This window comes from Burkholderia sp. Bp8991, assembly GCF_003853795.1.
Taxonomy (GTDB): domain Bacteria; phylum Pseudomonadota; class Gammaproteobacteria; order Burkholderiales; family Burkholderiaceae; genus Burkholderia.
On record NZ_QTQJ01000028.1, the window covers coordinates 1 to 23321 of the forward strand.

The window sequence follows — 23321 nt, forward strand, 5'->3', positions numbered from 1 at the left end:
ATGCCCGTCCTGCGGAACACGCCTTCCGCGTCGTGGGCTTTCTGGGCGAGGCTTGCAGGGTTCTGCGTGTCGAGCCACTGCTTGAGGCGCGCGTAGGGCGCCCTCACCATATCGCCGGATTGCAGCATTTCATCGAATGGCTTCATCGATCTTTTTCTCCATCGATCGTTTTCCCCGGCATTGCGCATGCCGGACCGGCGTACTAACTGCCTTGCAAGGAACGTGCCTTGCGATAACCCCTCAGGTCCCCCTTTTTGTCGCGCGGCCGGCACGCCCCCGCAGCATGCCGCACCATGATGGTGCGACGCACGGAGCGGGACGCGCCAGCGGCGTGCCGTGCCCGTGCACGGCCGCTGCTGCGCCGCGTCTGTGAAACATAGTTCCCCTGCGTGTCACGACTGTGCAAGCTGCACTGCACCAATACCTCCCCCTGCCCGCACGCCTGCCCGTTGCCGCGCTGCCCGCCGGCAGCAGCTCCGAGCCCGTACCGGCACGGCTTCCCGCCGCCGTGCACTCGACCGCGTCCCGCCACCTCCTCGGCCGGTCTTGCCGCATCGCAGCGAACCGCGCGGCGGCGGCGGCGGCCCGTCGCGGCGGCCCGTCCTGCACCGCGGACGGGAATGGCGCCGCATCCTTCGGTTACCGGGCGGAATGACGGAAAGGCGGGCCGGCACGAGGCCGGCCCTGGGGGAAGTACCGTCTGCGGCAGGTCGGGCAGTTCGACGCGGTGAACTAACCGGTTAGCCGGGTCCGGCACCTCGAACTTATGCAGCCGTAATCCCGCCGACAACGCCCATGCATATTTCGACTGACACCGATCGAAAAAAAACATCGGCCCCCATGCGCGAGGCGCGGTACGCTACCAAACCGGTTCAGTGAAATGGTGCCGCTCCTCCCGGCGCCGACTATAAACAGCGAAGATCAACATGGAAGCAAAGTGGCTGGAAGATTTCCTGAGCCTTGCGGATACCAAGAGCTTTTCCCGGGCCGCGCGTCATCGGCACCTCACGCAGTCGGCGTTCAGCCGGCGCATCGCCGCGCTCGAAACGTGGATGGACGCGAAGCTGGTCGACCGCAGCATCAACCCGATCGCGCTGACGCCGGCCGGGCAGATGTTCCGCGGGCTGGCCGCGGACATCCTGCGCAGCATGTATGCGGCACGCAACCTCGTGAACGGCTATGACCAGTTCGCGGCAAGCGACCAGGTGGTGCGCTTCGCGGTCGCGCATACGCTCGTGTTCACGCTGTTCCCCGAATGGCTCAAGCAGCTGAACGGCGAAGTCGGCCACGTGACCGCACGCGTCAACGCGGTGAACGTGCCCGAAGGCGTGCAGCAGCTCGTCGAAGGTGAATGCGACCTGCTGCTCGGCTATCACCATCCGCAACTGCCGATCGTGCTCGATCCGAACCACTTCCCGTTCGTCACGCTCGGCGTCGAACGGATCCTGCCGGTATCGACGCCCGACGCGCGCGGCAAACCGGTATTCGAACTGCCGGGCACGCCGGACGCGCCGCTGCCGCTGCTCGCGTATTCGTCGGGCGCGTTCCTCGGGAACGTGGTCGAAATGCTGCTGCTGAACGCGGCCGAACCGTACGCGCTGCACCGGTGCTTCGAGACGCACATGTCCGAGGCGCTGAAGGGGATGGTCGTGGCCGGGCACGGGATCGGCTGGCTGCCCGAAAGCTGCGTGGCGAAGGAGCTCGCGGAGGGCTCGCTCGTCCGCGCGGGCTCGGCGGACTGGATCACCGAACTCGAGATTCGCCTGTACCGGTCCGCGCGCAAGCGCGGGCTCGCGGCCGAGCAGCTGTGGACCTACATCATGAACCGGCCGCGCACCGCGGCCGACGGCGCGCGGGCGGCCGAGGAGTCGATCGCGCCGGCCATGCGCATCGCGCGCCGCAGCGCCGGCGGCAGCCGGTAGCGCCCTCACCGCCCCTCGTCACCCGACTCGCCAGCGCGCCGCGCGGATGCAATCCGCCCGGCGCGCGGTTATTCGACGTGCGCAATCGCGGAGCATTTTCCGCTCCTGCTCCGTCTTCGATATGCGTTCCGTACCTCGATTAAACCCGCAAAAACAGGCAAACGTTTGCGAGCCGAATCGCATTTAATTTACATCGAAAACATCGACCCCGAATAAATTTCCGATTCATACGACAGAAATAACCTGTTACAGAACAAATTAAAAGTTTCTCTTTTCATGCAATGGCATTTTTCATCGATAAGGCCATATCCCCTCTTTCGATTTCCTGACCTGCACTCCGAAATTCGCCGTGATGCTTCGATGAAAGAGGAAAGTCTTCCTTTTATCAGTCGTTACTTTTCGGTACAAACGTCGGTACCACTTACGTCGGAAATTTGCAAAATGGTCATCGCTACCGATGAGCAAATTTCATATTCGGCAATATCGCCTTTGTTCAGAGCTGATCCATTTCGTCGAATTATTGCCAATCCTATTTAAATAAGACATTTAAAGCTTGTCCCATTCGGGCCACACATGATTGTTTGTTCGAAACCCATCGTGTATCAATAGCGTTGTCGCAAAACGAAATAGCGTCGCTAATTTTCAAATCGGAATAAGTGCATTGCCAGCGATTCCGGATGGAGGTTGCAATGTCTTCCTCGTTTGAACAGCATGGTCGCCGGCTCCTCGGCATTGTCGTATCCGCGCTCTGCATTCATGCCGCGGCCCAAACTCCGAACCAGGCCCCGACACCCTCGTCCGATACCGGCTCCGGGCGATACGTGATTTCGTACGTCTGCGGCGACGCGCGAATCGACGGTACGGCGCCGCTTCCCCCCGATGGCCGGCCGTACAACCTCGGTGTGTCGTTCGTATCGGGCGCCACCGGGCAACCGCTGTCGAACGTGCAGGTGCGGCTGCGACGGCATGGACGCGTCCTCGTCGAATTCAACGCGACGGGTTCGCGCTGTCTGTTCAGCGTGCCCGATGCAAGTTACCGGGTCGAAGGGACCTATCAGGGAGCGACCCAGTTCGCGGTGGTCGAAACCGGCGCACTCACCACGCAGTTGCGGTGGTGAACGTCAGTCGAATCCGCGCGCCAAGGGCGCGCACCCGCGTCATGCACTGCAATCCATCGACAGGAGAATCGAATGACTCGTGCAGAGCGACCGGACGGCGCGCCCGTCCGTCAGCCGAAGCCCTCCTGGGGACCGGGAAAGAATGCGGCGCTCAGCATCGTTGCATTTGCCGCGATCTTCGGCGCCTTCGCCTACGTCGAGCGAGACGTGGGGGGCAGCCATGCAACCGTGACGCACGACATCGCCGGCTTGATCGGCACCACCGTCGGGAAGTATCGCCAGGCCATCGTGGCCGCGACGGCCGACGCCTCCCGCGCGGCGTCGACGGCCGGGCAGGCCGAGCCGGTGACGCCTTCCGCACCGGGTACGCCGTTTGCGTCGGCGATGCCTGCAGGATCGGCCGCGACCGCCCCGGCCGTGCCGCCACCACCGACCGCCCGCCCCGCCGCGAAACACCCGCGCCCCGCGCATGTGCCGACCACGACGCTCGCGGCCGGTGCACACGCCGCATCGGCGAGCGCTCGCGCGGCACGCCCCGCTGACACGCACCGGACGTCGCGTTCGCAGGCGCTGGCACGCACGAGACAACACCCCGAGCCCACGCCGACACGGCAACCGCAATCGGATATCGCCGACACGACGCACATGCAGACCACCAGCGTCACGCGCGACGAGATGGAAGGCGCCCGCGCCCTCGCCAGGGCGCGCTGGTGCGCACGGATCGACGAATGGACCTGCGTCGAGCACAACGCGAGCCGGGCCCTCGCCATCGACCCGAAGAACAGCGAATCGCGCGCGCTGCTTGGACAAGCGATCCGCAACCGCCTGTGAAGCGGCCGGACGCTGCCGGGCCTCACTGCCCGGCAGCACGACGACCGGCGACGCGCGTCGTCGGGCGTGCAACCGATGTGATCGTTTCAGAGTGAGGAGACATCGTGGCTAACAATCGTCAACAACAATGCACCACCGTCGCTCCGCCCAACCGGCGGATCCTCCTGCACGCGCCCTTGCTGTTGCTGCTCATCGCGTCCGGCTCCTGTCTTGCCGCCGAAGGCGACGCGGAACCGGGCAGCGCGAGGGAAGTCGCAGGCACCCACGGCGCGCCGGATGCGCTGCCGCCCGGCATGCAGCCGACGGAGGCGTCGATGCGGCTCGCCCAGGGCCCGGACGCCCTGCCCCCGCATGCGCCGACGCCGATCGCGCAGGCATCGGACGCATCGATGCAGATCGCGCAGGCGGCGAACCCGCAGCCGCAGGCGATGCCGACCACGGTCGTGGTGGAGCCGGACGCGGCGCAGCCGAGTGAACCGGCGCCGGACGCGCGATCGTCGGATGCGCAGACGCAGCAGCTTGCCCAGGCGCCCGACATCGCGTCGCCGAATATGTCAGCGCCAGCCGCGCAATCGTCGGACGCTTCAATCCCGCTTGCCCAGGCACCCGACACCGCGCCGCCGAACACATCGGCGCCAGCCGCGCAATCGTCGGACGCTTCAATCCAGCTTGCCCAGGCACCCGACACCGTGCCGCCGAACACATCGGCTCCGGCCGCGCAATCGTCGGATGCTTCAATCCCGCTTGCCCAGGCACCCGACACCGCGCCGCCGAACACATCGGCTCCAGCCGCGCAATCGTCGGATGCTTCAATCCCGCTTGCCCAGGCACCCGACACCGCGCCGCCGAATACATCGGCTCCGGTCGCGCATGCATCGGACGCGCCGACCCAGCCCGCACCGGCCGCTGCCGCCGCATCGCCGAATGCTGCGACGACAGCGACGACACCGACGCAAACCGCGCAGGCATCCGGCACCCCCATGCCGACCTCGCCTGCGCCGGTGACCCAGACGCCCGGCGCTCAGCCGCCGTCCTCGCAGGCACCGAATTCGCAGACGCCCGGCGCCCAGCTACCCGGCGAGTCGATCCAGCGATCGCAAGGCCCCGACGTCCAGACACCGAATGCCCAGATACCGAATCTCCGTACCGCCGATGTCGCGACCGTGCGCAACGACGTGTTCGGCCTCGCGGCGAGCGGCGGCGCGATCCAGGCGCTCGAGGAAGCGAAGGCACGGCCCGATGCGTTCTCGGCCGTCGACGTCGCGCAGCTGGAAGAGCTGTCGATACGCCAGCAGGTGCGCGGCGGACGCGACAAGTCGCGCTCGATGACGAGTCCGGACCGCTTCGACGGGATCGACAACGCGCTGCGCGCGGCCGACGACCTCGACAAGCGGATGCCGGCCACGCCCGACTATGCGCCGGTCAGGACGGCGCTCGCGGGCGACCGCACGGTCGCCCTCGCGGCACGCGGCGACATGAAGCCGGCCGTCGCGACGTTCGAGACGATCCCGTCCAATGCGGAGATCTCGATCGACGCGCTGGCGGCGGTTGGCGACGCCTACCTGTACCTGAGCGAACCGGCCAAGGCGAACGGCGTGTACCAGCGTGCGCTGAACCAGGCGACCGCGTCGCCTACGGACCGTGCGACCCGCGGCTTCCAGTACGGCGCACGCACGCGTCCGATCGAACTTCGCGAAGGGCTGTTCTGGTCGTATGTCGACCAGGCACGCGCGGCGGACGCGAAGCAGGTGCTCGACGACATGGGCAAGTCCCTGCCGCCGGTCAACGAAGTGCGCAACGTCGGTCCGGAAGAAAGCGACTATCTGCGCTACTACCGGCTGCGCGCGCAATACCTGATCTTCACGGGTCACACCGACGAGGGGATCGCCGCGCTGGAACAGCTCGAGAAGGAGGTGCCGTTCAACGCGGAAGTCCGTGCCGCGCACGCCGACGCGGTATCCGGCCAGTCGCATCCCCGCCAGGCGATCGCGATGTATCGCGCATCGCTGACCGACCACCCGGACAGCGTCGAGATGCTCGCCGGCCTCGGCCGCGCGGCGCTGACGGCAGACGACTACGCAACCGCGAAGAACGTCGACCAGACCCTCGACAACACGTTCCCGGACAGCGGCGCCGTGCGCAGCTTCAAGCGCGACTACAAGGCATACCGCAGCCCCGTGTTCACGACCGACCTGAGCTTCGAGCACGGCAACAGTGCACTGGCCGACAACAGCTTCACGTCGGACAGCTATGTGTATTCGCAACCGTTCGGCGACAACTGGCGCGTCTTCTCGCATACGTTCTTCGGCCACGCGCAAACCGATTCCGGCAGCGTCAGCCGCACGCGCACAGGCGTCGGCGGCGACTACCGGCACGGGCCGCTCACCGTGCAGGGCGAAGTCACGCGCTCGTTCGGCTCGGACGGCCGAACCGGCGGCCGCGGATCGATCGCGTACGCGCTGAACGACTACTGGACGGTCAGCGCCGGCCTCGACAGCAACGACAACTCGCTGCCGTGGAAGGCGTATGCCGCGCATATCTGGGGCCGCTCCGCGAACGCGTCGGTCGTGTATCGCCAGAACGACCGCCGCGAGGTGAAGCTGAGCTACGGCGTGAGCCGCTACAGCGATTCGAACCTGCACCAGGAAATCACGGCAACCGCCACGCAGCGTGTGTACACGTCCGCCAGGCAGCTCGTCAACGTCTCGCTGGATCTCGGCACCGACAGCAACACGCGCAACGACGCGCCCTACTTCAGTCCGCGCCGCGACTATGCGGCCGCGGCGACCGTCATGCACCAGCTGACGCTGTGGAAGAAGGGCGACATGTCGCTGCAGCAGCGCGTCTCGGCGTCGGGCGGCGTGTACAACGAGCGCGGCTTCGGCAGCAGCCCGCTGTGGAGCGCGCGTCTCGAGCACGCGTGGACGTTCAAGCACGACATCACGCTGAGCTATGGCGTCGAGGTCAGCAGCCACGCGTACGACGGCCAGCGCGAGCGCTCCGAAACCGGCTTCCTGTCGCTCAATCTGCCGTTCTAGCAAGGAGATCGCGCAATGCAAACCAGACGGACCTTCATGTGCGGATGCCTCGGCACGTTCACCGCCTGTTCGCTGTTCCCGGGCGTGACGAACGCCAAGATGATCGACCTGCTGCCGCCATCCGATCCGGCCGACGGCAAGACGTTTCGCGTCATCTGCCTGCATGACGTGCGCGACAACCTGATGGAGTCGTTCAAGCCCCCGTCGGCGCTGGTCGATCCGTTCGCGGTCGATACCGGCACGCTGACCGCGATCTTCTCGTGGCTGCAGACCAACAACTACCACACCATCACGGTCAAGCAGATCGAGGCGTCCCGGCACGGCGGCAAGCCGCTGCCGCCGCGTTCCGTGCTGCTCACGTTCGACGACGGCTTTCGCAGCCACTACACGAAAGTGCTGCCGCTGCTCGAGCGCTTCAAGTATCCGGCCGTGATGGGCATCGTCACCGCGTGGATCGATGCACCGCCGAATGTGCCGATCCGCATCAGCGACAAGGTCCAGGTGCCGCGCGACTACTTCCTGTCGTGGGACGAGGTGAAGAAGCTCGGCCAGTCGGACCTCGTCGAGCTCGGCTGCCATACCCACAACCTCCATCACGGCGCGATCGCGAATCCGCAAGGCAACGAGTTGCCGGCGACCACGTCGCACCTCTACCTGCAAGACCAGAAACGCTATGAAACCGACGCCGAATTCCACGCACGCGTGCACGACGACCTGCAGACGTGCGTGCGCCAGATCCGCGAACACACGGGCATCGTTGCTCGCTCGATGGTGTGGCCATACGGCGCGGAAAACCAGCCCGTGCGCCAGATATCGACGTCGCTCGGCATGGACATCCAGTTCAGCCTCGATGCCGGCCCGAATACGCCGGACGTGCCGCTGGACCGGCTGAGACGGATCCTGATGATGTACGACGTCGACATCGGCGGGTTCGAACGCTCGATGCGCGAGCCGGCCTCCAACCGCGGCGACGTCGACGTGCCCGAGCGCACCGTGCAGGTCGATCTCGACCAGGTCTACGATCCGGATCCCGCGCGGCAGGAAGCGAATCTCGGCAAGCTGATCGAACGCATCTACCGGATGCAGCCGAAATCGGTGTACCTGCAGGCGTATGCCGATCCGAAAGGCACGGGCGTGGCCGAAGCGGTGTATTTCCCGAACCGGCACCTGCCGATGCGCGCCGACCTGTTCTCGCGCGCCGCGTGGCAGCTCAACACGCGCTCCAACGTGCAGGTGTACGCGTGGATGCCGGTGCTCGCGTTCCGGCCGCCGCCGGACAAGCAGCGCGGGCTCGAGGCCGTCAGCGCATTCGGCGGCGCACCGGCCCGCGAGAACGGCACGCGCGTGTTCCGGCTGAGCCCGTTCGATCCGGAGGCGCGGCTGATGATCCAGCAGATCTACGAGGATCTCAGCAAGCACGCGTCGTTCAGCGGCATCCTGTTCAGCGACGACGCCGTGCTCGACGACTACGAGGATGCGGGCCGGCATGCGCTGCGCACCTATTCGCAGTGGGGGCTGCCGGCCGACGTCGGCAAGATCCGCGAAAATCCCGACCTGTTGAAACGCTGGACGCGCCAGAAGTCGCGCTACCTGATCGACCTGACCCGCCAGCTCGAACAGATCGTGCTGGCCCATCAGAACGTGGGCGACGTGCTGACCGCGCGCAACATCTACGCGCTGCCGGTGCTCAAGCCCGAATCGGAAGCGTGGTACGCGCAGAACTACGACGATTTCCTCGCCACCTACGACTACGTGGCGCTGATGGCGATGCCGTACATGGAGCAGGCGAAGGATCCCGAGGGCTGGCTGGATCAGCTCGTGCGGGCCGTCCGCGCCAAGCAGCGCGGGCTGCAGCGTACCGTGTTCGAACTGCAGTCGTACGACTGGCGCGCGCAGAAGCAGGTGCCGGCCGGCACGCTGCTTGCGCAGATGCGACGACTGCGCAGCGAGGGCGCCGTGAATTTCGGCTACTACCCGGACAACTTCCTGAACGGCCAGCCGGAACTCGACGCGATGCGCGACGTGATGTCGCTGAAGTCGCGCCTCGATCCGACCTCCATCAACGCGCTGATGCAGATGCAGCATGCACAGGGGACCAAGACGCCATGACCACCCACGGCATCATCCAGCGCCTGCAGGACTTCGTCTTCTACTATCCGTTCTTCATGTCGTATCTGTGGATGATCGGCGGCGTCGTCCATTATTTCCTGCTCGAGGAAGGCCGCGAGCTGTCGACGCGCACGATCGCCGCGAGCGGCATCCCGAAGATCTCGATCGTCGTGCCGTGCTACAACGAGGCCGCCAACGCACGCAGCGTGATCCGCCACCTCAACGCGATGGACTACCCGAACTACGACATCATCGCGGTCAACGACGGCAGCCGGGACCGCACGGGCGACATCCTCAACGAGCTGGCCGTCGAGATCCCGCGGCTGCTCGTCATCCATCACGCGCGCAACGAAGGCAAGGCGGTCGGGCTCACCACCGCGGCGGCGGTATCGAACGCGGAATACCTGCTCTGCATCGACGGCGATGCGCTGCTCGCGCATGACGCGATCGGCTGGATGCTCGAGCACTTCCTGACCGACCCGGGCGTCGGCGCGGTCACCGGCAACCCGCGCATCCGCACGCGCACGTCGCTGCTGGGACGCATGCAGGTCGGCGAATTCTCGTCGATCGTCGGCCTGATCAAGCGCACGCAGCAAGTGTACGGCCGCATCTTCACGGTGTCGGGCGTGATCACGATGTTCCGCAAGACCGCGCTCGCCGACGTCGGCTACTGGAGCTCGGACATGCTGACCGAGGACATCGACATCAGCTGGAAGCTGCAGTGCCGCGACTGGCGCGTCGTGTACGAGCCGCACGCGCTCAGCTGGATCCTGATGCCCGAGACGCTGAAGGGTCTCTACCGGCAGCGATTGCGCTGGGCGAAAGGCGGCATCCAGGTGCTGATCAAGTACGCGGGCACGCTCGCGCGGCCGACCCAGATGATGATGTGGCCGCTGTTCGTCGAGTACCTGATCGGCATCACGTGGGCCTACTCGATGTCGTTCATCCTGCTGCTCGCGCTCGTCGACGTCGTCTACCCGCTTCCGCCCGACTGGCATGTGTCCGTGGTGCCGCACTGGCACGGGATGCTGCTGGTCGCGACCTGCATCCTGCAGCTGATCATCGGCAGCATGATCGATCGTCGTTACGACGAAAAACTCCTGATGTATTTCCTTGACACCGTCTGGTACCCCGTCGCGTTCTGGCTGATCAGCATGATCACCACCGTCGTCGCCCTGCCCGCCGTCGTACTGCGGGGCCGCGGCAAGCGCGCCGTCTGGGTCAGTCCCGACCGAGGCATTCAACATGAAGAACGCGCCGATTATTGACCTTTCCCTGCGCGCGCCGCGCGAAATGATCGCCGAGCGCGGCGTCGTCGTCGGGCCCGTGCTCGTCGCATGGTTCCGCCTCGTGCGGCCCGCGCTGGTCGGAGGAGTATGGGCATCGATCTGCATCTACACGTACCGCTACCTGCTGCCGTTCAACGAGGCCGAGATGCCGATCGAGCAGATCGTGTTCTACGTGACGAGCATCGCGCTGATCGCCGGCACGATCGTCACGTGGCTGATCGCGGGACGCGTCGTGCATCCGCTCGCGTACCGGTTGCGCGTGTCGAAGATGCTGCGGCGCTCGGCCAGCGTGAAGATGCGCTCGGTGCCGCCGACCGCGCTCGCGGGCGCCCGCCGGCGCGGCGCGCGGCGCACGACGCGCATTCTCGTCGCGTCGCACGACGCGAACGGCTCGATCTCGGGCATCGAATGGATCGCGCATGCGGGACCGCAGCCCCGCGAGTAGGTCACCCGCGCCGTGCCGCAACGCACTGCGCACTGCGCCACGCACGCCGCATGACGCGACGGCGCTCCTGAAATCGTCCTGGCGCGCGTCGCGCGCCGGCCGGAAAACTTCCTGTAGACGAGGTGAATCATGTGCGGAATCGTCGGAGCAAGCGGCCTGAACAATCAGGTCCCGCAACTGGTCAATGCACTGAGCCGGCTCGAATATCGCGGCTACGATTCGTGCGGCATCGCCGTGCTGCGTGACGGCTGCCTGCGCAGCGAACGCACGTTGCGGCGCGTGGCAGACTTGCAGGACCGCGTGCTGACGCTCGGTCTCGAAGCGCAGACGTGCATCGCGCACACGCGCTGGGCGACGCACGGCGCACCGTCGGAAATGAACGCGCACCCGATCATGTCGGGCGACACGATCGCGGTCGTGCACAACGGCATCATCGAAAACCACGATGCGCTGCGCGCCGAACTGCGGGAGCGCGGCTATACGTTTCGCGGCGAGACCGACACCGAGGTGATCGCCCACCTGATCCACAGCATGTATCGCGACGACCTGTTCGACGCGGTGATTCGCGCGGTCAAGCGGCTGCACGGCGCGTACGCGATCGCCGTGCTGAGCGCGCGCGAGCCGCAGCGGCTCGTCGCCGCGCGCGCGGGCTCGCCGCTCGTGATCGGCATCGGCGCGGACCAGAACTATCTCGCGTCCGATTGCGCGGCACTCGGCGACCTGACCGACCGTTTCGTCTACCTGGAAGACGGTGACGTCGCGCTGATCACGCCGGAGCGGATCGCCGTGGTCGACTCGGTCGGGAGCGAGGCACAGCGTCCGCTGTGCCTCGTCAAGGCGCGCGACGACGACGCCGCCCTCGGCCCGTACCAGCACTTCATGCAGAAGGAGATCTTCGAACAGCCGAAGGCGATCGCCGCCACGATCGACGGCATCGACACGGTCTCGCCCGCGCTGTTCGGCGGCAGCGACAGCACGCGTGCGCTGCTGTCGAAGACCCGAAGCGTGCTGCTGCTCGGCTGCGGCACCAGCTACTACGCGGGCCTGACCGCGAAATACTGGCTCGAGGGCATCGCGGGCATCCCGGCGCAGGTCGAGATCGCGAGCGAATACCGCTATCGCGATACCGTGCCCGATCCGCGCACGCTCGTCGTCGGCATTTCGCAGTCCGGCGAGACCGCCGACACGATCGGCGCGATCGAGCGCGCGCGCGCGATGGGCCAGGACATGTCGATGGCAATCTGCAACGTGGCGACGAGTTCGATCGCGCGCAGCGCGCCGCTCAGCTTCCTGACACGCGCCGGCATCGAGCTCGGCGTCGCGTCGACCAAGGCGTTCACGACCCAGCTCGTCGCGCTGTTCCTGCTGACGCTCGCGCTCGCGCAGCAGCGCGGCCGGCTCGACGCCGCGCAGGTCGCGACGCACCTGAAGCAGCTGCACGAACTGCCGGAGCGCATCGGTCACGCACTCGCGCTGGAAACGCAGATCATGGGCTGGGCCGCGAAGTTCGCGCGCACCGAGAACGCGCTGTTCCTCGGGCGCGGCATTCACTATCCGATCGCGCTCGAAGGCGCGCTGAAGCTCAAGGAAGTGTCGTACATCCATGCGGAAGGCTATCCGGCCGGCGAACTGAAGCATGGCCCGCTCGCGCTCGTCACGAGCGCGATGCCGGTCGTCACGATCGCGCCGGACGACCGCCTGTTCCAGAAGCTGAAGTCCAACATGGCCGAGGTGCGCGCGCGCGGCGGACGGCTGTACGTGCTCGCCGGCCATCATCTCGAGATCGACGCCGACCGCGACACGCACCTGATCCGCGTGCGCGAATCGGGCGACGCGCTGTCGCCGATCGTCAACGTGATCCCGTTGCAGCTGCTCGCGTATCACGTCGGCTGCGCGCGCGGCGCCGACGTCGACAAGCCGCGCAATCTCGCGAAATCGGTCACCGTCGAATGATGCGGCGGCCGGTCGCGGCCCAAGTCGCCACCGCGCGCCCGCATGCGTTCGGGCGCGCCGCCGCGTGGCGCGTCGCGACCGTGCTCTGCGGCGCGTGCTGCGCGTTCGCCGCGCCGTCGCACGCGTTTGCCGGCGCGCCGGTCGTGCACACCGTCACCGTGGAGGCGCCGGCGTCACCTCAGTCGCCGCAGGAGCGCGGCGACCCGCGGCGCTTCATGCACGGGATCGGCGTGGCCGACGCCGGCGACGGCCGGCGCTGGGTGTTCTTCAGCAGCTCGGGCATCGTGCCGCGCGGCGCGCTGCGCAACGGCGACTGGCCGCATGACGTGTACGTCGGCGAATGGCTGCCGGGCAAGCCGCGCCTGCTGCGCGTCCATACGTTCATCAGCCGCCCGGAAGCGCAGGAGCCCGTGTCGATCGCGCAGAACCCTCGCGGCGACATCTTCGTCACGTTCGAGGACGGCTGGAACACGCCGCAGGTGGTCAGCCAGCGATACGGCGTCTATCGGCGCGACCTGAAGCCGGTCAAGCCCTACCCGAACGACGTCGAAGCAGGCGGCCACTCGGGCCACGTCGCCGCGGTGGGCGAACGCTTCGTCGTGTTCTATTCCGCCGACTGGATCGACGGCGGCGGCGTCGACAACCTCGGCACCGGCAACGGCGTCTACGTGAAAACCTACGATGCCGAAGGACGCGTGGTGAACCATGTGCCGGTCGCGCCGCACCGCCGCGAATGGTGGCCCGTGGTCGCGGGTTCGCCGCGGCGCGCGCTGCTGGTCTGGCAAAAATACATCGAGGGCAGCACGGACGCGACGCTCGAATACGCGATGTTCGATCCGGTCACGGCGAAACTCGACATGCTCGGGCCGCTGAACGGCACGATCCAGTACTACGTCTATTCGTCCGCGTATGTGCCGGCGGTCGACCGCTTTGTCGTCGTCACGACGACGGCGGACAATCGCGGCGTCGCGATGCTGATCGACCCGGACGGCCGTCGTCTGGCCACGCTCGACTGCCTGCCGGCGTCGGTGCGCGAGGCCGGGATCGGTGTCGACGGCACGCATGCCTATGTACCGACCCGCGACGGGCGGCTGCTGACCCTGGCGCTTTCGCCGACGGGCATGTCGGTGAGCGGCGTGCAGCGTTCGCCGATTCCGTGGGGCTCGACCGGCGTCGCCGGGTTCCAGGCACGCGGCGGGACGATGCATTTCGTGTCGCTGACGCCGTCCGGGACACGCGAGGCGGATTTCGACACGACGCGGGAAACGCCGTTGCCGAAGGGCGACGCGCAGTGTTCGACGCATTGACGGCAACCCGGCACGTCGATCCGGCCCGACGCGCTCGATCGAGGCGTTCGCGCCTTTACCCCAATCGCGCAGTGCGATCCCTCCGCGCGTATCGGCCGCACCCGGTAGTCGCCCGGTAGTCGGACTTGCAGCGGCAGCCGGGCCCGCTTCCTCGTGCCGCCCCCGCTCCCGCGCCGAAGTCGCCAGCGCCGCCCGTACCGGATAGACTGTCGCCCGATTCCATCCCTCGGCCGCGGCGCTCGCCTTTCTGCCGCCGCCGGAACGCCCCCACGGAGAACGAATGCTGAAGCGCCGGTGGTTTTCGCTGTTGCTGGTGACGGTGTGCCTGATCGCGACGCGCGCGTCCGCCCAGGGCTCGCTCGAACTCGAAACCGACGGCACGCCTCGCGTCCTGACGCGCCAGGCGCTGCTCGCGCGCGCCGACGCGACGGACATCCGCGTGCCGCGCGACATCGCGTACGGCCGGCCGATGACGTTCCGCGCGGTACCGTTCGCCACCCTGCTCGGCGACACGCCGCTGCCGGCGGACGGCGTGCTCGAAACGCGCGCGGCCGACGGTTTCGCCGCGCAACTGCCGCTGGATCTCGCGCGCCGCCGTGCGCCGGCCGGCGCCGTCGCGTGGCTCGCGATCGAGGACCCCGCGCACCCGTGGCCGAAGCTGCCGGGCAAACAGGTCAGCGCGGGGCCGTTCTATCTCGTGTGGCTGGGGCCGGACGCGTCGTCGGTGCGCGGCGAGCAGTGGCCATATCAGATCGTGCGCATCACGATCCAATCGTCGCCGCTCGCGCGCTGGCCGTCGCTCGCCGTCGATCCGGCGTTGCCGGCGAACGATGCGGCCCGGGCGGGCCAGCGGCTGTTCGCCACGCAATGCCTCGCGTGCCACCGCCTCGACGGCGCGGGCAGCAGCCAGGCCGGCCCCGACCTGAACGCACCGATGAATCCGGTCGACTACTTCCAGCCGGCCGCGCTGCGCCGCTACATCCGCAACCCGGCGGCGGTGCGCGACTGGCCGGGCCGCGCGATGCCGGCGTTCCCGCCCGATCAGTTGAGCGACCGGGAACTCGACCAGATCGTCGCCTACCTCGCGTACATGGCGCGGCGCAAGGCCGGCAAGTAAGCCGCGCCCGTCAGGTGCGCGTCACGCGCCCGGTTCCTGCGCGCTTTGCAGCACCGCGCGCAGCAGCACGTCGGCGCCCGCCGCCGACCATTCCGGCGTGATCGCCTCGGCTTCGTTGTGGCTCAGCCCGTCGACGCACGGCACGAAGATCATGCCGGTCGGCGCGACGCGTGCGACGTAGCACGCGTCGTGGCCCGCGCCGGACACGATGTCCATGTGCGACAGCCCGAGCGCCTGCGCCGCATCGCGCACCGCGTCGATGCAGCGCGGCGCGAACGGCACCGGCGGGTACGTGAAGATCTGCTCGATCTGCGCGCCGAGCCCGGCGTCGGCCGCGACGCGCGCCAGTTCCGCACGCAGCGCCGCGTCGAGTTCGTCGAGCACCGCATCGTCCGGATGGCGAAACTCGACCGTGAAGAAACAGCCGCCCGGCACCGTGTTGCGCGAATTCGGCCGCGCCTCGATCATCCCGACCGTCGCGCGCGCGTGCGGCGCATGGCGGCGGCCGAGCGCATCGACGAATTCGATCATTCGCGCGGCACCCACCAGCGTGTCGCGCCGGAATTCCATCGGCGTCGTGCCCGCGTGCGCGTCGACGCCCGTGAGCGTCACCTCGTACCAGCGCTGCCCCTGCCCGGCCGTCACGACGCCGATCGTCCTGCCCGCGCGTTCGAGAATCGCACCCTGCTCGATATGCAGTTCGTACGCGGCATGCACCGGATAGCCGCCGACGGGTTCGGCGCCCGCGTAGCCGATCCGCGCGAGTTCCTCGCCGATCGTCCTGCCCGCGCCGTCGGTGCGCGACAGCCCGTATTCGAGCGAATAGACGCCCGAGAACACGCCGGCCGAGATCATCGCCGGCGCGAAGCGCGAACCTTCCTCGTTGGTCCAGATCACGACGTCGATCGGGCGCTCGGTCTCGATGCCCGCGTCGTTCAGCGCGCGCACGACCTCGAGGCCGCCGAGCACGCCGTAGATGCCGTCGTAACGGCCGCCAGTCGGCTGCGAATCGGCGTGCGAGCCGGTCATCACCGGCGCGGCGTCGGGATTGCGGCCCGCGCGGCGCGCGAACACGTTGCCCATCCGGTCCACCCGCACCGTGCAGCCGGCATCGCGCGCCCACTGCACGAACAGGTCGCGCGACTCGCGGTCGAGGTCGGTCAGCGCGAGACGGCAGACGCCGCCCTTCGGCGTCGCGCCGATCTGCGCCATGCGTTCGAGCGATGCCCACAGGCGCGCGCCGTCGACGCGCGGTGCGGTCGCGAGGTCGTCACGCATTGCCGGCCTCCGGGGTGTCGTCGCGCGGCGCCGCCTGCAGCGCATAGCGGAAATCGCAGCGCTTGCCGCCCTGCATGATCGTGCTCGTGCGCGTCAGCGCGATGCGCGGGTCGTAACCCTCGATGAAGTAGCTGTCGCGCGCGCAGCTCAGCAGGTGGCCGATCTCGCCGAGCCCCATCGCGTGATACATCTCCGCGTAGCTGCAGCGATGCACGTCGTAGTCGTAGTGCGTGTCGTCCGCGCGGCGCACCTCGACGTCGAGCGCATCGTCCTTCTCCCACAGCACCTGCAGCGCGATGAACGACTGCACGCTCGTGCCGTCGGGCTCCTGCGCGGCGAACGTGCGGCCCGCGTCGACGGCCGCGCCGCGCACGGCCTCCGCGATCACGGCCTGCGCGCGCTCGGTGCCGAATTCGCGCTTCATGATCTCGTAGATCGGCTTGATGATTTCCGCTTCGATGCGGCGCCGCGCGAGGATGCCGAGGCGCGTGTCCTCGGGTGCCGCCGCGGATGCGTGGGTGGTGTCGGTCATGGGGTTCGTCTCCGTCGTCATTTCGTTGCCGGGTGCGCGCCGCCGAGCACGTCGACGACGGTCCACTTGCCGCCGCGCACCTGGTAGATCGTGAATGCCGGGTCCTTCAGGTTGCCTTCGCCGTCGAACGCGACCCGGCCGGTCACGCCGGGCCGGTCGATCGCGCGCACGGCCGCGACCAGCTTCGCCGGCTGCGTCGTGCCGGCCTTTTGCGCGGCCGCGATCAGCGTGGCCGCCGCGTCGTACGCGAACGGCGCATGCAGCTCGATCGGCGCGTTGAAGCGTGCGCGGTACTGGGCGTCGAACGCCTTGCCGCCCGGCATCCGGTCGAGCGGCAGGCCCGGTTCGAGCGCCGTCACGCCGTCGCCGTCCTTGCCCGCGAGCGACAGGAAGGTCTGGCTCACGAAGCCGCCGGCGCCGAGCAGCGGCGCGTTCACACCGAGCTGGCGCATCCGGCGCGCGATCGGCGCAGCCTGCGCGTCGAGCCCGCCGAAGAACACGAGATCCGCGCGCTTGCCCTTGACCGCGGTCAGCACGCCGCTGAAGTCGGTCGTCTTGTCGTTCACGTACTGGCGATCGACGATCGTGCCGCCGTTCGCCTGCACGCCCTTGATGAACTGGTCGGCGAGGCCTGCACCGAACGACGTGCGATCGTCGATCACCGCGATGCGCTTCGCCTTCAGCGTCTTCACCGCGTAGGCGCCGGTGAAATTGCCGCCCGCATCGTCGTGACCCATGATGCGGAACGCCGTCGCGTAGCCCTGCTGCGTGTATTGGTGACCGGTGGACGCCGGCGCGATCTGCGCAATGCCCGCATCGCGGTAGACGCGCGACGCCGGCACGCTGCAACCCGTGTTCCAGTGGCCGACGACGCCGATCACGTGCTGGTCGACGAGCTGCTGCGCGACCGCGACGGCCGTGCGCGGGTCGGATTGATCGTCGGCCGCGACGAGCTTGTAGACGACCGGCTTGCCGCCGATGCTCGGATGTTTCGCGTTCGCGTCGTCGATCGCGAGTTGCGCGCCGTTTTGCAGATCCTTGCCGATCCGAGCGGACGGGCCGGTGAGCGGCGCGGCGAGACCGATCAGGATCGTCTGCGGCGCGGACTGCGCGAAGGCGGGAACGGCGGCGATCAGCGCGGCCGCGGAGAATGCGAAGCTGGCGGGAAGAAAGGCGATTTTCATGTGCGGGGCTCGGAGACTCGAATCAAAACATGAAAAATATTAAATATTCGACACTCTAACCCCAAATATTCAATTGTTGGATGCTTATGCCATTCCCGACACAATAGCGCAATCTACTGTAAATAAAGGATATTTTTACGTTGTCGCTTACCCTGATTTTTCTATAAAATTCGACACATGAAAAATATCGAACAATTGCCGCACGATCCGCCGTTACGCGCCGTCCGCGCGTTCGAGGCATTCGCGCGCCTCGGGTCGGTCACCGCTGCCGCGCACGAGCTCGACATCACGCCGTCCGCGGTCAGCCACCAGTTGCAGCTGCTCGAGGCGTTCATCCAGACGCCGCTGACCGTGCGCGAAGGCCGGCTGCTCGCGCTCACCGACGAGGGGCGCGACTACTACCGCTCGATCAGCGCCGCGTTCTCGGTGCTGCGCAGCGCGACGCGCTTCGTGCGCGACCGGTCGTCGCTGCGGCAGATCACGATCAGCCTGATTCCGCTGCTCGGCATCGGCTGGTTCATCCCGCGGCTGCACGCGTTCCTCGCCGAGAACACCGACGTCGACGTGACCGTGCTGTACGCGCATCACCGCAACTATCGAAGCGACGCGTCCGACCTGTCGATCCGCTTCGGCACCGGCGACTGGCCCAGCTACCGCTGCGAGCGGCTGCTGCCGGGCGCGATGGTGCCGATGTGCAGCCCGTCGTTCCTGAAACGCCACGGGCCGTTCCGCACGCCGGCCGATCTCGCGCAGGCGCCGCTCGTGCACGACGAGGATCGCAGCACCTGGGTCAACTGGCTGCAGGGCGCCGGCGTGCGGCACGTGTCGCATGCGGTAGGTCCGATGTTCGAGGACGGGCAACTGACGCTGAGCGCGGCGCGCGCGGATCTCGGCGCGGCGCTGCTGCGCGCGCCGCTGGTCGAGCGCGAACTGGCCAGCGGCGAACTCGTGAAGCTGTTCGACCACGCGCTCGACGACGGGCGCGACTACTACCTGTGCACGCGCGAGGATGCGGACATGCCGGACGGGGCGAGACGGCTCGCCGACTGGCTGAGGAAGATCGCCGCCTGAGCCGCCGTTGCGCCGCCTGCCGGCGCAACGGCGCGCTTGCCGGGCAAGCCGGTGACTTGCGGACGTCCGCATGCATATATATGATATGCATATCATATATCGGAGGTTGCGATGAGCCGTATCCTGATCGATCTGTCGAATGGCCAGCTCGACGAACTGGCCGCCATCGTCGAGACTGAGCAACGCCCTCGCGCCGCGATCATTCGCGACGCGATCGACGCGTATATCGCGCAACACAAGCGCGCGCATGCCGATCACGTATTCGGCCTGTGGAAGGATCGCGCGGTCGACGGGCTCACCTATCAGGAGGCACTGCGTTCGGAATGGTAAAAGCACACATCGACACTCAAAGCGCGGCCGGGTATGCGGGCCGCGCGCTTCCGGCCGACGCCTGCCTCGTGCAGGTGCAGCAACGGCTGCCCCATGCCCACACCGTGTTCGGTCTCTGGAAAGCGCGTGCGCTCGACGGGCTCGCCTGGCAGGAGGCATTGCGCGCGGAATGGTAAGAGCCCTCTTCGATACCAACATCCTGATCGACTATCTCGGCGGCGCGGAGTCCGCGCGCGCGGAGCTGGCCCGCTACGACTACCGGGCGATCAGCATCGTGACCTGGATGGAGGTCATGGTCGGCGCGACGGCCCGCGACGATGCGGCAATTCGCGCATGGCTTTCGTCGTTCGACATCATCCCGCTCGACAGCATGGTGGCGAACCGCGCCGTAACGATTCGCAAGGAACGTCGCATTCGTCTGCCCGATGCGATCGTCTGGGCATCGGCGCAAGTGAACGGCCTGTTGCTCGTATCGCGCAACACGAAGGATTTTCCGGTCACCGAACCGGGCGTCCGCGCGCCGTATCAGATCTAGCGCGAGCGGCGTCCGTCATGCGTGGCGGACATCCGCGCGTCACACCGCCCGCCCCCATCCGCGCTCGGCCGAATAGGCGACCGTCGCGCGCGCCAGCTCGTTCGTGCTGTCGACCAATGCAAACGGCGCATCGCGCACCGCCCGCGCGGCGATCGGGATTTCCGTGCAGCCCATCACCGCGACGCCCACGTCCCGTCGCGCCAGCGTCGCGAGCGCGCGCGACAGGCACCGCACCGACGCATCGATCTTGCCCGCCTTGACCGCCGCGATGCACGCGGCGATGTCGCGCTGCGCGGCCGCGTCCGGCATCACGGGCTCGAAGCCGCGCGCACGCAGCGCCGCCTGGTAGAAGCCCGACACCAGCGTGCCGCCCGTGGCGAGCACGGCGACGCGCCGCACGCCGGCCGGCAACGCGGCCACCGACGCATCGACGATATGCAGGATCGGCGCCGCGCTGCGTTCGCGCAGCGGCGCATACCAGTGATGCGCCGAATTGCACGGGATCGCAATCACGTCGACACCGCAGCGGTTCAGCAGCGCGACGCCATCGAGCAGCGCCGGCAGCGGATCGGGCCCGCCGTCGATGATCGCGCGCGAACGATCGGGCGTCTGCGTCAGGTTCGCGACGACCATCGGCAGGTGCTCCTGGTCGCAACGCGCGCGCGTCAGGCGCATCACGCGATGCATGAAGTCGACCGTGGCCAGCGGCCCCATTCCGCCCAGTACGCCGACGAGTGCCATGACGTCTCCTTCACGCGCGCGGCGGCCGCGCGCAGATCGCGGATACGACGGCCGAGTTGCCGATCACCAGCAACAGCGTCCGCAATATCTCGCAGAACGGATCGACCGCCACGAACAGCACGAACGCGGCCTCGAACGGCAGGTGCAGCGCCGCGCACACCATGCCGGCGAGCGACACCGTCACGACGCCCGACGTGCCCGTCGACGCGAACCCGGCCAGCACCGACGCGACCAGCACGACGCACAGCTCGCCGGGGCCGAGCGACCGTTCGTAGAGTTGCGCGACGAACAGCGTCGCACTCGCGTAATAGACCATCGGCCCGACGCGCAGCAGCGACACGGCGAGCGGCACGACCAGCTCGACGCGCGCGCGGGCAAAGCCGAAGCCGTCGGCCAGACACTCGATCATGCTCGGCATGCAGGCCACGCTGCTGCGCGTGGCGAGTGCCATCGCGAACGGCGTGCGCAAGCCGGCGAGCGTCCCGCCCAGCGTCGCGCCCGAGCGCTTCCAGATCACGACGAGCGCCGCCGCGATCAGCACGAGCGCGACGACGGCGAACGCGGCGACGAAGCGGACCATCGCCTCGAGCGGCCCGAACCCCGACGTGCCGATCTGCGCGGCGCCGCCGCAGAACAGCACGATCGGCGTCGGATACGCGAGCCAGTGCATGATCTTCTGGCACGTGCAATAGACGGTCTCCAGCGTCTGGCTCAGCGCCGCCGAGATGCTGGCCGGCACGCGCCCCGACGCGAACCCGAAGAACAGCGAGAACACCAGCGCCTTCAGCGTGTCGCCGCTCGCGAGCGCCGCGAAGAAGTTGCCGGGCACCAGCGCGATCAGCATGTCGGCGAGGCCCGACGACTTCTCCGCGGGATCGCTGCCGTACAGCGTCATCACGGTATCGCTCGCCGCGCCGTCGCTGCCGACCAGCGCACCGAACGCCTTCAGCGTCGCGGTCGACAGGTGCTCGCCCGGCCGCATTGCGACCAGCACGACCGCGCCGACGGCGACGACGAACACAGACACGCAGCTGAAGATCGTGATCACGCGCAGCACGAGATCCGACGCGTTGCCGTCGCGCAGCAGCCGCTGCAGGCTGAAGATCACCGCGGCCGTCATGAACGGCAGCGCCGTCATCTTGAGCAGGCCGACGTACACCTGGCCCACGTAGTCGAATTGCGGCGCGGCCGCCGGCCACAACACGCCCGCCACGATTCCGAGCGCGAGGCTGCCGAAGACCGTCAACGGATGGATCGCGAGCGCATGCAGCCGCTCGATGCGCGGTGTGATCCTGATGTTCTCGTTCATGTTCATGTCAGTGACACATCGCATCGAGCAGGGATTTCACGTCGAGCCGCTTGTTGCGCTCGGCCAGGAACTGATTGACGAACGCAAGCAGCGTCGGCATGGACACCGGCACGCCGACGGCAAGCGCGTCGGTGAGGTCGTCGAAGGTCGCGACGCGCAGCCGGATCGGCGCGGTCGGGTCGTCCTGCATCACGAGCTTGATCGCGAGCTCGTCGCGATACACGGCCGTGACCGCGCCGGCGTTCAGCGCGTCGAGCGTCGCCGGCCAGCTCGGATAGGTGCGCACCCGCGCGGCCGGGAAATCGTTGCGCGCGTATTCGGCGTAGGCCGACCCCGCGACGACGCCGATCGTGCCGCGATAGTCGCGCACGACTTCGGGCAGCGGCCGCCCTTTCGCGAGTTCGGCGAAGCCGACGCGGTTGATCAGCAGCGCGCGCCGCAGGCTGATGTACGGCGTGCTGAAGCGCACCACCTGCGCCCGCGGCAACGTACGCGACAGCTTGCTGATCGCGACGTCGGCCTGCCCGGTCGCGAGCAGATGCACGACGTCGTCGAACGTGCGCGCATCGCGGTCGAACTGCACCGGCACGCCGAGCTTTTTGGCGAGCTCGTCGGCGAGGTCGATGTCGACGCCCGCCAATGCGCCGTTGCGCGACATGAAGAACGGCGGCTGATCGACGCCGAGTACCGCGACGACGAGCGTCCCGCGCGTGACGATGCGGGCGAACTCCGGCGCGAGCAGCCGGCCGTCGGGCATCTGCACGAGCCCGGTCGCCGTGGTGGCGGGTGCCGTCACCGCTGCGGGCGCCGCCGGCGCGGACTCATCGAGGGCCAGCGCCGGCGTGGCGCACGACACGGTCACGAGTACGCAGGCCGCACGGCGCAAGAGCCGATGCAGGCATCGCCGCTCGGGGACGAACTCGCGGAACCAGGCAAGCAGCGCGCACGCGGCGCGTCCGGAAAAGAGGTTCATGGCGGCAGTGGGACGGGGAGTATCGAACGACCGCGCGGCCGTTCGTGCAGAACGGGCGCCGGACCCTGGCGCGGGGCGCGGCACCCTTTCCCGGCGCCGCGCCCTCCCGCACGCCCAATGTGTCAGAAGCGCCGGCCGGCCGAAATCCGCCGGAAGGCCCGGCCCGAATGGCACGGGACGCCCGGACGGGCCGCCGCGACGGGGCCGGATGCAGATAGAAATTCCCGATGCCGCGGATT

Annotated in this window: 20 protein-coding genes and 1 pseudogene; 14 read left to right on the forward strand and 7 right to left on the reverse strand. The window is 67.8% G+C overall.

Translation table 11 applies throughout. The features are described 5' to 3' along the window. Positions 1-188 (reverse strand): annotated as a pseudogene (locus DIE02_RS26570) (circularly permuted type 2 ATP-grasp protein); the annotation flags it as partial. 738 nt (positions 189-926) lie between these two features. On the opposite strand from DIE02_RS26570, the gene DIE02_RS26575 reads away from it, so the two are divergent. The 10 genes from DIE02_RS26575 to DIE02_RS26620 all read left to right on the forward strand — a co-directional run bounded on the left by DIE02_RS26575 (position 927) and on the right by DIE02_RS26620 (position 15129). Then, complete coding sequence (locus DIE02_RS26575; RefSeq protein ID WP_044843972.1) at positions 927-1922, forward strand: LysR substrate-binding domain-containing protein; 996 nt, start codon at positions 927-929, stop codon at positions 1920-1922. A 689-nt stretch (positions 1923-2611) separates the two neighbouring features. After that, the gene (locus tag DIE02_RS26580; RefSeq protein WP_044843971.1) at positions 2612-3040 is read left to right on the forward strand and encodes a hypothetical protein; all 429 of its coding nucleotides are present in this window, start codon (positions 2612-2614) and stop codon (positions 3038-3040) included. A gap of 72 nt (positions 3041-3112) precedes the next feature. After that, entirely contained in the window at positions 3113-3871 is a 759-nt protein-coding gene (locus DIE02_RS26585) for a hypothetical protein (protein WP_124488824.1), read from the forward strand. A 104-nt stretch (positions 3872-3975) separates the two neighbouring features. Continuing rightward, complete coding sequence (gene pgaA, locus DIE02_RS26590) at positions 3976-6909, forward strand: poly-beta-1,6 N-acetyl-D-glucosamine export porin PgaA (protein ID WP_124488825.1); 2934 nt, start codon at positions 3976-3978, stop codon at positions 6907-6909. A 15-nt stretch (positions 6910-6924) separates the two neighbouring features. After that, on the forward strand, positions 6925-9018 hold the full coding sequence (gene pgaB, locus DIE02_RS26595) for a poly-beta-1,6-N-acetyl-D-glucosamine N-deacetylase PgaB (RefSeq protein WP_124488826.1): 2094 nt from the start codon (positions 6925-6927) through the stop codon (positions 9016-9018). Next, positions 9015-10286: a poly-beta-1,6-N-acetyl-D-glucosamine synthase gene (gene pgaC / locus DIE02_RS26600; protein ID WP_124488827.1), complete on the forward strand. Its 1272-nt coding sequence runs from the start codon at positions 9015-9017 to the stop codon at positions 10284-10286. The genes pgaB and pgaC overlap by 4 nt, the downstream gene beginning before the upstream one ends. Continuing rightward, positions 10264-10752 (forward strand): hypothetical protein, encoded by a 489-nt coding sequence (locus DIE02_RS26605; RefSeq protein WP_044843966.1) that lies wholly within the window; start codon positions 10264-10266, stop codon positions 10750-10752. Before pgaC ends, DIE02_RS26605 begins: the two co-directional genes overlap by 23 nt. Before the next feature lie 129 nt (positions 10753-10881). After that, on the forward strand, positions 10882-12705 hold the full coding sequence (glmS, locus tag DIE02_RS26610; protein WP_124488828.1) for a glutamine--fructose-6-phosphate transaminase (isomerizing): 1824 nt from the start codon (positions 10882-10884) through the stop codon (positions 12703-12705). After that, positions 12705-14012, forward strand: coding sequence for a hypothetical protein (locus tag DIE02_RS26615; protein ID WP_124488880.1), 1308 nt, complete (start codon positions 12705-12707; stop codon positions 14010-14012). Before glmS ends, DIE02_RS26615 begins: the two co-directional genes overlap by 1 nt. Before the next feature lie 280 nt (positions 14013-14292). Beyond that, positions 14293-15129 (forward strand): cytochrome c, encoded by an 837-nt coding sequence (locus DIE02_RS26620; protein ID WP_124488829.1) that lies wholly within the window; start codon positions 14293-14295, stop codon positions 15127-15129. Between the two features lie 21 nt (positions 15130-15150). Here DIE02_RS26620 and DIE02_RS26625 read toward each other — a convergent pair whose 3' ends face one another. Genes DIE02_RS26625 through DIE02_RS26635 form a run of 3 tightly spaced genes read right to left on the reverse strand, consistent with a single transcriptional unit; the run spans position 15151 to position 18123 of the window. After that, positions 15151-16407 carry a Zn-dependent hydrolase gene (locus tag DIE02_RS26625; protein WP_124488830.1) on the reverse strand — a complete coding sequence of 419 codons (1257 nt, stop codon included), beginning with the start codon at positions 16405-16407 and terminating at the stop codon, positions 15151-15153. Then, complete coding sequence (locus DIE02_RS26630; RefSeq protein ID WP_044843961.1) at positions 16400-16939, reverse strand: L-2-amino-thiazoline-4-carboxylic acid hydrolase; 540 nt, start codon at positions 16937-16939, stop codon at positions 16400-16402. The genes DIE02_RS26625 and DIE02_RS26630 overlap by 8 nt, the downstream gene beginning before the upstream one ends. Before the next feature lie 17 nt (positions 16940-16956). Next, positions 16957-18123: a branched-chain amino acid ABC transporter substrate-binding protein gene (locus DIE02_RS26635; RefSeq protein WP_124488831.1), complete on the reverse strand. Its 1167-nt coding sequence runs from the start codon at positions 18121-18123 to the stop codon at positions 16957-16959. A 177-nt stretch (positions 18124-18300) separates the two neighbouring features. Here DIE02_RS26635 and DIE02_RS26640 point away from each other — a divergent pair, with 177 nt between their 5' ends. The 4 genes from DIE02_RS26640 (at position 18301) to DIE02_RS26655 (ending at position 20059) form a co-directional block, all read left to right on the forward strand. After that, positions 18301-19194: a LysR substrate-binding domain-containing protein gene (locus DIE02_RS26640; protein ID WP_124488832.1), complete on the forward strand. Its 894-nt coding sequence runs from the start codon at positions 18301-18303 to the stop codon at positions 19192-19194. A gap of 111 nt (positions 19195-19305) precedes the next feature. Beyond that, the gene (locus tag DIE02_RS26645) at positions 19306-19524 is read left to right on the forward strand and encodes a ribbon-helix-helix protein, CopG family (protein ID WP_044843958.1); all 219 of its coding nucleotides are present in this window, start codon (positions 19306-19308) and stop codon (positions 19522-19524) included. Further along, positions 19518-19700 (forward strand): hypothetical protein, encoded by a 183-nt coding sequence (locus DIE02_RS26650; protein ID WP_124488833.1) that lies wholly within the window; start codon positions 19518-19520, stop codon positions 19698-19700. The genes DIE02_RS26645 and DIE02_RS26650 overlap by 7 nt, the downstream gene beginning before the upstream one ends. Then, positions 19694-20059 carry a type II toxin-antitoxin system VapC family toxin gene (locus tag DIE02_RS26655; RefSeq protein WP_124488834.1) on the forward strand — a complete coding sequence of 122 codons (366 nt, stop codon included), beginning with the start codon at positions 19694-19696 and terminating at the stop codon, positions 20057-20059. The genes DIE02_RS26650 and DIE02_RS26655 overlap by 7 nt, the downstream gene beginning before the upstream one ends. 39 nt (positions 20060-20098) lie before the next feature. Here DIE02_RS26655 and DIE02_RS26660 read toward each other — a convergent pair whose 3' ends face one another. From DIE02_RS26660 to DIE02_RS26670, 3 genes are read right to left on the reverse strand one after another with little or no spacing between them, the layout of a single operon-like run. Next, complete coding sequence (locus tag DIE02_RS26660; protein ID WP_124488835.1) at positions 20099-20800, reverse strand: aspartate/glutamate racemase family protein; 702 nt, start codon at positions 20798-20800, stop codon at positions 20099-20101. 10 nt (positions 20801-20810) lie between these two features. Then, positions 20811-22115 (reverse strand): dicarboxylate/amino acid:cation symporter, encoded by a 1305-nt coding sequence (locus tag DIE02_RS26665; RefSeq protein WP_124488836.1) that lies wholly within the window; start codon positions 22113-22115, stop codon positions 20811-20813. Position 22116: 1 nt separating this feature from the next. Further along, a complete protein-coding gene (locus DIE02_RS26670; protein ID WP_124488837.1) occupies positions 22117-23082 on the reverse strand; it encodes an ABC transporter substrate-binding protein in 966 nt (321 codons plus the stop codon). Positions 23083-23321 lie beyond the last annotated feature (239 nt).

Coding starts and splice junctions, on each gene's coding strand:
- DIE02_RS26575 (WP_044843972.1), top strand. CDS start 927: ATGGAAGCAAAGTGGCTGGAAGATTTCCTGAGCCTTGCGGATACCAAG.
- DIE02_RS26580 (WP_044843971.1), top strand. CDS start 2,612: ATGTCTTCCTCGTTTGAACAGCATGGTCGCCGGCTCCTCGGCATTGTC.
- DIE02_RS26585 (WP_124488824.1), top strand. CDS start 3,113: ATGACTCGTGCAGAGCGACCGGACGGCGCGCCCGTCCGTCAGCCGAAG.
- pgaB (WP_124488826.1), top strand. CDS start 6,925: ATGCAAACCAGACGGACCTTCATGTGCGGATGCCTCGGCACGTTCACC.
- pgaC (WP_124488827.1), top strand. CDS start 9,015: ATGACCACCCACGGCATCATCCAGCGCCTGCAGGACTTCGTCTTCTAC.
- DIE02_RS26605 (WP_044843966.1), top strand. CDS start 10,264: ATGAAGAACGCGCCGATTATTGACCTTTCCCTGCGCGCGCCGCGCGAA.
- glmS (WP_124488828.1), top strand. CDS start 10,882: ATGTGCGGAATCGTCGGAGCAAGCGGCCTGAACAATCAGGTCCCGCAA.
- DIE02_RS26615 (WP_124488880.1), top strand. CDS start 12,705: ATGCGGCGGCCGGTCGCGGCCCAAGTCGCCACCGCGCGCCCGCATGCG.
- DIE02_RS26620 (WP_124488829.1), top strand. CDS start 14,293: ATGCTGAAGCGCCGGTGGTTTTCGCTGTTGCTGGTGACGGTGTGCCTG.
- DIE02_RS26625 (WP_124488830.1), bottom strand. CDS start 16,407: ATGCGTGACGACCTCGCGACCGCACCGCGCGTCGACGGCGCGCGCCTG.
- DIE02_RS26630 (WP_044843961.1), bottom strand. CDS start 16,939: ATGACCGACACCACCCACGCATCCGCGGCGGCACCCGAGGACACGCGC.
- DIE02_RS26635 (WP_124488831.1), bottom strand. CDS start 18,123: ATGAAAATCGCCTTTCTTCCCGCCAGCTTCGCATTCTCCGCGGCCGCG.
- DIE02_RS26640 (WP_124488832.1), top strand. CDS start 18,301: ATGAAAAATATCGAACAATTGCCGCACGATCCGCCGTTACGCGCCGTC.
- DIE02_RS26645 (WP_044843958.1), top strand. CDS start 19,306: ATGAGCCGTATCCTGATCGATCTGTCGAATGGCCAGCTCGACGAACTG.
- DIE02_RS26650 (WP_124488833.1), top strand. CDS start 19,518: ATGGTAAAAGCACACATCGACACTCAAAGCGCGGCCGGGTATGCGGGC.
- DIE02_RS26655 (WP_124488834.1), top strand. CDS start 19,694: ATGGTAAGAGCCCTCTTCGATACCAACATCCTGATCGACTATCTCGGC.
- DIE02_RS26660 (WP_124488835.1), bottom strand. CDS start 20,800: ATGGCACTCGTCGGCGTACTGGGCGGAATGGGGCCGCTGGCCACGGTC.
- DIE02_RS26665 (WP_124488836.1), bottom strand. CDS start 22,115: ATGAACATGAACGAGAACATCAGGATCACACCGCGCATCGAGCGGCTG.
- DIE02_RS26670 (WP_124488837.1), bottom strand. CDS start 23,082: ATGAACCTCTTTTCCGGACGCGCCGCGTGCGCGCTGCTTGCCTGGTTC.